The 7,860-nt window shown below is 72.9% G+C and carries 6 protein-coding genes; 5 read left to right on the forward strand and 1 reads right to left on the reverse strand.

Annotated elements, in window-relative coordinates:
* The coding region (locus NS354_RS08025; RefSeq protein ID WP_193750735.1) for an FAD/NAD(P)-binding protein at positions 1 to 1,231 on the reverse strand (1,231 nt) is incomplete at its 3' end.
* Positions 1,232 to 1,417: 186 nt separating this feature from the next.
* On the opposite strand from NS354_RS08025, the gene NS354_RS08030 reads away from it, so the two are divergent.
* From NS354_RS08030 to NS354_RS08050, 5 genes are all read left to right on the forward strand, one after another.
* Complete coding sequence (locus NS354_RS08030) at positions 1,418 to 3,061, forward strand: TIGR04028 family ABC transporter substrate-binding protein (protein WP_058594042.1); 1,644 nt, start codon at positions 1,418 to 1,420, stop codon at positions 3,059 to 3,061.
* Positions 3,058 to 4,020, forward strand: coding sequence for an ABC transporter permease (locus NS354_RS08035; protein WP_058594043.1), 963 nt, complete (start codon positions 3,058 to 3,060; stop codon positions 4,018 to 4,020). The genes NS354_RS08030 and NS354_RS08035 overlap by 4 nt, the downstream gene beginning before the upstream one ends.
* Positions 4,017 to 4,880: an ABC transporter permease gene (locus NS354_RS08040; protein WP_058594044.1), complete on the forward strand. Its 864-nt coding sequence runs from the start codon at positions 4,017 to 4,019 to the stop codon at positions 4,878 to 4,880. The genes NS354_RS08035 and NS354_RS08040 overlap by 4 nt, the downstream gene beginning before the upstream one ends.
* Complete coding sequence (locus NS354_RS08045; protein WP_058594045.1) at positions 4,877 to 6,571, forward strand: dipeptide ABC transporter ATP-binding protein; 1,695 nt, start codon at positions 4,877 to 4,879, stop codon at positions 6,569 to 6,571. The genes NS354_RS08040 and NS354_RS08045 overlap by 4 nt, the downstream gene beginning before the upstream one ends.
* 20 nt (positions 6,572 to 6,591) lie before the next feature.
* Positions 6,592 to 7,860, forward strand: a 1,269-nt coding sequence (locus tag NS354_RS08050; RefSeq protein WP_058594046.1) for a CMD domain protein, incomplete at its 3' end; no start/stop codon positions are given.

The following is a 7,860-nucleotide window of genomic DNA, read 5'->3' on the forward strand; positions in this document are numbered from 1 at the left end:
GCGTGTCGGCGCCGTGCACGGGGTCGCCGTCGAGGTGGGGTCGGATCGCGGCGGCGATGACCGACTCCACGTGATCGGCGGGCGCCGTCGCGGCCGTCGGCCGCACCCGCCGGAGGGTGCGGTAGTGGTCGAAGTGGGCGTCGGCGACGATGCGCGGCCAGAACTGCCGGTCGAAATCGATGGGGCGGGGCACCGCCGCCCAGTCCACGCCGAGCAGGAACCGCTGCTCGGGGCGCGGCGGCAGCGATCCGTAGAGCGTCTTCGCGCGGAAGGGGACTCCGCGCCCCGAGGTCACATGCAGCACGGGCTCCCGGCCTGAGGGCTCGTAGCGGAGCCCGCCGCGCGCGTCCGGGTCGTCGATGAACGCGCCCCCGCGCTCGAGGGTGAGGAGCGCCATGGTGTCGAAGAACCCCATGCCCATGCCGCGCACGATGACGGGCGCTCCGGCGCGCACGCCGCTCAGATCCTGCTCGACGGGGCTGGCCGGCCGCACCCAGGTCAGCTCGGGGCGCTCGGCCAGCACGGCGGCGAACTCGCGCTCCTCGGCGGTGTCGATGCCGGGCATCCACCCGGCGGCGAGCACGACGGCGTCGGCGTCGACGGGCGCCCCCTCGCGCAGCTCGATGCGCTGGCCCCCGCCCGGGTGCGGTGCGATGCCGACCGCGCGGTCGCGGTGCCGCACCACGCGCACGTCGTCGGGCAGCTCGGCGATCGCCCGGTCGAGGCACCACTGCAGGTACTCGCCGTAGAGCGCCCGGCTCGGGTGCGATTCGGGGCGGAACGCCGCGAGCTCCTCGCCGTACTCCTCGGCGAAGCCGGGCCGGATCGGGTGGGCGTCGACCGCCGCGGCGCGCTCGGCCGGGATGCGCGCGATCGCCTCGGCGGTCGCGGCGGGCGGCTGGGGGCCCGCCGATCGGGTCGCGAGGGCGAGGAGGCCCCACTCGTACAGCGTCGGGCCGACGCGCACGGGCCCCGTCACGGTGCTGCCGGGCTCGGTGAAGAGCGTGACGGCGTCGGCGAGGGTGTTCATGCAGAGCTCGCGGGTCTGGTCGGTGCGCCAGATGCGCCCGGCGCCGAACTCGGTCTCCTCGACGAGGTGCAGTTCGAGGGCGGCGGGATGGCTGCGGTCGCCGGCCCCGTGCAGGTGCGCGCCGATCCGCTCCACGAGCGAGGTGCCGCGCGGCCCGACTCCGATGATGGCGATCTTCGCGGCCGTCGGAGTGGGGGTCATGCTTCCGTTATACGCCGCCCGCGCCGGGGCGGCGCGATCGGATGACCGTTTATGACGCGTGGGGTTCATGAAGTTCTGTGACACCGAGGACTTCCGCTAGCTTATGAGAGCTATAACCTTAACCGGATCGCCCGAACAGCACGAACGGGCGCCGTCGAATGTGCCACGAGCAGCAGAAGGAGCACCATGAAGAAGCACCGCATCGCCTGGATCGCCACCATGGCAGTAGCCGCGATGGCGATCACCGGCTGCTCGGCGAACGCGGGCGGCGGCTCCGGCGACGGCGCGGCGCAGGAGGGCGGCACGCTCACCTACCTCGAGCCGCAGACCTGGAACACGCTCTACCCGCCGGCCGCGGGCTTCTACCCCAACGGCGGCGTCGTCAACCAGGTGACGGATCGCCTGCTCTACCAGAACCCCGAGACCCTCGAGCTCGAGCCCTGGATCGCGAGCGAGCTGCCCGAGGTGAACGCCGACGCGACCGAGTACACCTTCACGCTGCGCGAGGGCGTCACCTACTCCGACGGCACGCCGCTCGACGCAAAGAACGTGGTGAAGAACTTCGACCTCTACGGCAAGGGCGACACCGATCGCGCGCTCTCGATCTCCGAGGCGATCAACAACTACGAGCGCGGCGAGGTCGTCGACGAGCGCACCGTGAAGTTCCACTTCAGCGCGCCGTCGCCCGGCTTCGCCCAGGCGACGTCGACCATCAACTCCGGTCTGCTCGCCAACGCGACCCTCGATCGCACGAACGAGGAGTTCGGGCCGGGCAACGCCACCGAGATCATCGGCAGCGGCCCCTTCGTCATCTCCGACGAGCAGATCGGCAAGGAGACCGACCTGACCGTGCGCGAGGACTACGACTGGGCGCCCGAGTCGCGCGAGCACCAGGGCCGCGCCCACCTCGACGCCGTCAACATCATCGTCGCGGGCGAGTCGAGCGTGCGCGTCGGCACCGTCACCTCCGGTCAGGCGCAGATCGCCCGCTCCATCCCCGCGCCCGACGAGGCGCAGTTCACCGGCGACACCCTGTCGCTCGTGCACGCGGCGACGAACGGCGTCAACAACAGCCTCAGCTTCCGCTTCGCCCACGCCCCGCTGAACGACATCAAGGTGCGGCAGGCGATCATCGCGGGCATCGACCGCGAGGCCATCGTGAGCACCCTGTTCACCGAGAACTACCCGCTCGCCACGGGCATCCTCGCGAAGACCGCGCTCGGCTACACCGACACCTCGGAGTTCTACGAGTACGACCCCGAGAAGGCCGAGCAGCTGCTCGACGAGGCCGGGTGGAAGCCGGGATCGGACGGCATCCGCGAGAAGGACGGCGAGCGCCTGTCGATCACCTTCAACGAGGCGCTGCCGCAGCCGCGCTCGAAGGAAGTCGTGACGCTCATCCAGGAGCAGCTCGCGGAGCTCGGCATCGAGGTCGAGCTCTTCCCCGGCGACCAGGCGGCGCAGGACGAGGCGCGCCTCGACGCCGACACGATCCAGGTGTACCACTCCATGGTCGGCCGCGCCGACTACGACGTGCTCAAGTCGCAGATCTTCTCGACCAACCGCAACGCGAATCTCAACCTCGACACCGCCACGGGCACGATCCACGACCCCGAGCTCGACGCGGCGCTCGCCGAGATCGCGTCGGTGCCCACCTCCGAGGAGCGCGCGGCCGCGTCGGCGAAGGCGCAGCAGATCCTGGCCGAGCAGGCCTACGTGCTGCCCCTGTTCGAGGAGCCGCAGGTCTTCGGCCTGCAGGCCTCCGTGCAGGGCTTCCAGACCGAGTCGATCGGTCGGCCCTCGTTCTACGACGTGCAGCTCGGCGAGTGAGCCGGGCGGCGCTGCTGCGGCGCGTGGGCCAGGCGATCCTGGTCCTCGCGCTCGCCTACACCGCCGCGTACGTGCTGCTCGCGGCGCTGCCGGGAGACGCCGTCATGGCGCGCTTCGGCAACCCCGACCTCGGGCTCTCCGCCGAGCAGCTCGCCGAGATCCGGGCGAGCTACGGGGTCGACCGGCCCTTCCTCGTGCGGTTCTTCGACTCCGTCGGCGCGTTCCTGCAGGGCGATCTCGGCTACTCCGTGCAGAGCGGAGCGGCCGTCTCCACGCTGCTCGCCGAGGCGCTGCCCTCGACGCTGACCCTCGCCGTCGTCGCGCTGATCCTCGCCGTCTTCCTGGCGGTCGTCATCGCGTTCACCGCGAGCTACGGCGCGGGCAGCTGGCTGCGACGCCTCTTCCGCAACCTGCCGCCGCTCTTCGTGTCGCTGCCGGTGTTCTGGATCGGCATCGTGCTCATCCAGGTGTTCTCCTTCCAGCTCGGCCTCGTGCCGACGATCGGGGCCACCGACGCGCAGGCGCTCATCCTGCCCGCCGTCACCCTCGCGATCCCCATCGCGGCGCCGCTCGCCCAGGTGCTGCTGCGCAGCATCGACGAGGTCAGCGAGCAGCCGTTCATCGCGGTGGTGCGGGCTCGCGGCGCCAGCACCAGCTGGCTGCTCTGGCGCAATGTCGCCCCGAACGCGCTGCTGCCGGCCATGACGATGGCGGGACTGCTCTTCGGCGAGCTCGTCGGCGGCGCGATCGTCACCGAGGCCGTCTTCGGTCGGGTCGGCATCGGCGCGCTCACCGCCCAGGCGGTCGCCAACCGCGACACCCCCGTGCTGCTCGCCGTGGTCGTCATCGCCACCGTCGTCTTCGTCACCATCAACCTCGTGGTGGATCTGCTGTACCCCGTGCTCGATGCGCGGCTCAGGCAGCGCACCGCCCGAACGCAGAACGGAGTGCCCGCATGACCGCGATCGACGTCTCGGCCGCGCGCGCGGTGCCGCCGGCCGCCCGGCGCGGCTTCTCGTGGCGCGCGCTCCTGCGCCCCGGCCTCATCGTGCCGGTGCTGATCCTGCTCATCGCCCTCGCCTGGGCGGTGGCTCCCGGGCTGTTCACCTCGGTCAACCCGACGGCGAACGTCGGCCCGGCACTGCAGGCGCCGAGCGCCGAGCACTGGTTCGGCACCGACGCGACGGGCCGCGACCTGTACGCGCGCGTCATCCACGGCGCCTCGCAGTCGATCAGCGCGGCCCTCATCGCCGTGCTCGTCGGCCTCGTCGTCGGCTCGCTCATCGGCATCACCGCGGGCGCCGTGGGCGGTTGGGTCGACGAGGCCCTCATGCGCGTGGTCGACGTACTGCTGGCGATCCCGACCCTGCTGCTCTCGCTCAGCATCGTCATCCTGCTCGGCTTCGGCACCGCGAACGCGGCCATCGCCGTCGGTGCGACGTCCATCGCCGTGTTCGCGCGCCTCTCCCGCTCGCAGGTCGTGAGCGTGCGCGCGAGCGAGTTCGTCGAGGCCGCCTACGGGTCGGGCGGCACGTTCTTCGGCGTGCTGTGGCGCCACATCCTGCCGAACTCGCTCACCGCCGTCATCGCGCTCGCCGCGCTGCAGCTCGGCTCCGCGATCCTGCAGATCTCCACCCTCGGGTTCCTCGGCTACGGCGCCCCGCCGCCCACGCCCGAGTGGGGGCTGCTCATCGCCGAAGGGCGCAACTACCTCGCCACCTCGTGGTGGCTGACCGCGCTCCCCGGCATCGTGGTGGTGCTCGTGGTGCTCGCGACCAACCGGCTCAGCCGCGCGATCGGCGATGGAGGACGCGCATGACCGCCGCACCCCTGCTCAGCATCCGAGACCTCGCGGTGCAGTACCGCACCCGCCGCGGCACGGTCGACGCGGTGCGCGGCGTCGGCTTCGACGTGCGCGCCGGCGAGGTCACCGCGGTGGTCGGGGAGTCGGGATCGGGCAAGACCACGGTCGCGCAATCCGTCATCGGCCTGCTCCCGTCGAACGGGCGGGTCACGGCGGGCAGCGTCACGCTGAACGAGCGGCGCCTCGGCACGACCGAGCTCGTCGGGCTCCCCGAGCGGCGCTGGCGCGACCTCCGCGGTCGCTGCATCGGGCTCATTCCGCAGGATCCCGGCAACTCGCTCAACCCCGTGCAGGCGGTCGGCAAGAGCATCAGCGAGTCGCTGCGCATCCACGGCCGGCCGAGCCGCGACGAGGTGCGCGATCGCGTGCACGCGCTGCTCGAGCAGGTCGGCATCGACCAGCCCGTCAAGCGCGCCCGGCAGTACCCGCACGAGTTCTCGGGCGGCATGCGGCAGCGCGTGCTCATCGCCGCCGCCCTCGCCAACGACCCCGAGCTGATCATCGCCGACGAGCCCACCAGCGCGCTCGACGTCACCGTGCAGCGCACCGTGCTCGACCTGATCGATCGCCTGCGCGAGGAGACGGGAACCGGTGTGCTGTTCATCACGCACGACCTCGCGGTGGCGGCCGACCGGGCCGACAGCGTCGTCGTGATGCGCGGCGGCGAGGTGCAGGAGTCGGGGCCCGCGGCGCAGGTGCTCGCGAACCCCGCGTCCGCGTACACGAAGCAGCTGATGGCCGACGCCCCGTCGTTCGGCAGGCTCGTCGAGCGGGAGACCGTCGTCCTCGCGGCCGGGCCCGCCGCCGTGACGGCCGAGCCCGCCTCCGCGACGGCCGGGCCCGCCTCCGCGGCGGCCCTCGTCGAGGTGCGCGACCTCCGCCAGGTGTTCGGGCGCGGCACCGACGCGTTCGTCGCCGTCGACGGCGTCTCGTTCGCCGTCGCGCCCGGCACGACGCACGCGCTCGTCGGCGAGTCGGGATCGGGCAAGACCACGACCGGCCGGGCCATCGCGGGCTTCGCCGCGCCGACCTCCGGCAGCGTGCGCGTCGCGGGCACCGAGGTCACCGAGCTGCGCGGAGGCGCCCTGCGCCAGTTCCGCCGCACCACGCAGATGGTGTACCAGAACCCGTACGGCTCGCTCGATCCGCGCCTCTCCGTGGGCCAGACCCTCGCCGAGCCGCTCGCCAACTACCGCATCGGCACCGGAAGCCGCGCCGATCGCGCCGAGCGGGTGGCCCACGCCCTCGAGGTCGTGTCGCTGCCCGCGGAGTTCGCCCAGCGCCGCCCCCGCGAGCTGTCGGGCGGGCAGCGGCAGCGCGTCGCCATCGCTCGCGCGCTGATCGTGGAGCCCGAGCTCGTCGTGCTCGACGAGGCCGTGTCGGCGCTCGACGTGACCGTGCAGGCGCAGATCCTCCGGCTGCTCGCGCGGCTGCAGCAGGAGCTCGGCCTCACCTACGTCTTCATCTCGCACGATCTCGCCGTGGTGCGGCAGATCTCCGACACCGTCACCGTGCTGCAGCGCGGCCGGCAGGTGGAGCACGGCGCCACGGAAGACGTCTTCAGCAACGCCCAAGACCCCTACACCCAGCGCCTCATCGAGGCGATTCCCGGCGCGTCGCTGACGTCGGGCCACTGGGAGATCTGACGCAGAAGGAGCACCCGCTCATGACCACCCCCGCATCCCGCGAATCCGGCGCGGTCGCGCCGCCCGTCGACGTCATCGCCGCGCTCACCGGCATCGCCCCGGGCGACGCGCTCGATCAGGCGCGCGATCGCCGACCCGAGTCGCGCGAGCACGCCCAGGGCAGCTTCGAGGCGCTCTTCGTGCCCGTCGACGCCTCCCAGGTATCGCTGCCCGAGCGCGCGGCGGTCGCCCTGTTCGTCGCGCGCCTCCACCGGGAGCCCGAGGCGGTCGCGTTCTACGGCGCGCTGCTGCGCGAGACGGGCGGCGGGGCGGGGCTCGAACCGCTCATCGTCGCCGAGGCGGAGCGCGCGGCCGGCAGCGGCCCGTACGGATCCTTCCGGGCCGAGAACGCGCCCGAGAGCGTCGCCGGCCCCGAGTACGCGGTGGAGTCGGTGCAGGCCGCCTACGCGCTCGGCGACCGGCTCGCGGCGGCGCTCGAGCACGCGCACATGCTGGTGCTGCACCCGCGCGACGCCGACCGGGAGCGGCTCGGCCGCCTGCTCGACGCGGGCTGGAGCAGCACGGGCATCGTCACCCTGTCGCAGCTCGTCTCCTTCCTCGCCTTCCAGCTGCGCGTCGCGCACGGTCTGCGCGAGCTGCGCGAGAGCATCGGCGGCGCCGCGGCGCCCGACTCCGACGCGCTCGCGTCGCTGGCCGCGCGCGTCGCGGTGGCGGCCCGCGAGCGGGCGGGCGCGACGGCGGAGCGCGATCCCGCGATCGCGACCGAGTCGCTGCCGCCGGCGCCGCGCGTCGACGAGCCGCAGCGGTTCACGCAGGACGTGCTCGGCTGGAAGCCCTGGATCGAGCCCCTGTCGGTCGCCGAGTTCACCGAGGCCCATTACGAGGCGCTCGTGCAGCGCGACCGGGTGCACATGCCCTACTTCCGGCTGCTCGCGCGCGACCCCGAGGCGCTGCGCGAGCGCACGCTCACCGATCTCGACATCTTCTTCAACACCGACGCGGGGCTGCCCCGGGCCGAGCGCGAGCTCGCGGCCGCGGCGGCTTCGCGGTTCAACGGGTGCGTCTTCTGCGCGTCCGTGCACTCCCGCTTCGCCACGGAGCAGGGCGCGGATCGCGGCGAGGTGCAGCGGCTGCTCGACGAGGGGGTGGGCGCCCGCATCTCGTCGCGGATCGACGCGATCGTCGACGCGACCGTCGCGCTCACGGCGACCCCGCCGCGCTTCGGGCAGCAGGAGATCGCGGCGCTGCGCGCGGTCGGGCTCGGCGAGCTCGACCTGCTCGACGCGATC

The organism is Leucobacter chromiiresistens, assembly GCF_001477055.1.
GTDB classification, from domain to species: domain Bacteria; phylum Actinomycetota; class Actinomycetes; order Actinomycetales; family Microbacteriaceae; genus Leucobacter; species Leucobacter chromiiresistens_A.

Excerpts from the sequence above, each read along its gene's own strand:
- NS354_RS08040 (WP_058594044.1), top strand. The coding sequence starts at position 4,017 with ATGACCGCGATCGACGTCTCGGCCGCGCGCGCGGTGCCGCCGGCCGCC.
- NS354_RS08045 (WP_058594045.1), top strand. The coding sequence starts at position 4,877 with ATGACCGCCGCACCCCTGCTCAGCATCCGAGACCTCGCGGTGCAGTAC.
- NS354_RS08030 (WP_058594042.1), top strand. The coding sequence starts at position 1,418 with ATGAAGAAGCACCGCATCGCCTGGATCGCCACCATGGCAGTAGCCGCG.